This is a genomic window from Paraburkholderia sp. SIMBA_053, assembly GCF_046534895.1.
Classification (GTDB): Bacteria; Pseudomonadota; Gammaproteobacteria; order Burkholderiales; family Burkholderiaceae; genus Paraburkholderia; species Paraburkholderia caledonica.
The window spans coordinates 1-274 of the sequence record NZ_JAWRXU010000643.1; the positions used below are offsets into that span (position 1 = coordinate 1).

Here is a 274-nt window from a genome sequence, read left to right on the forward strand (position 1 = left end):
GTATTATTCAATAGTACCAGGTATCGCTCTGCTGTGAATTAATTTTATGACACAGTCAGACTAGCAGGCTGTTGAAATACCCATCGATCGGCCTGAATCCGATCGATGGGTATTTCAACGGCCTGTTAATCAGCTCACGCACAGGCGCTGACGGTTTGGCCAAAGCTGAAAAGCTCTCCACGTTCAATGCTCGATCTGAGACGGCCGCAAAGTCGTTCACTTTCGGCAATGCTTGGCGCAAGGGCAGCATTGCATCATTCCGGTCGAGGCCGTG

1 pseudogene is annotated in these 274 nt (G+C 50.4%); it reads right to left on the minus strand.

Annotated features, from left to right (window positions below):
* Window positions 1–55: 55 nt before the first annotated feature.
* Window positions 56–274: pseudogene (locus SB753_RS37175) on the minus strand (hypothetical protein); the annotation flags it as partial.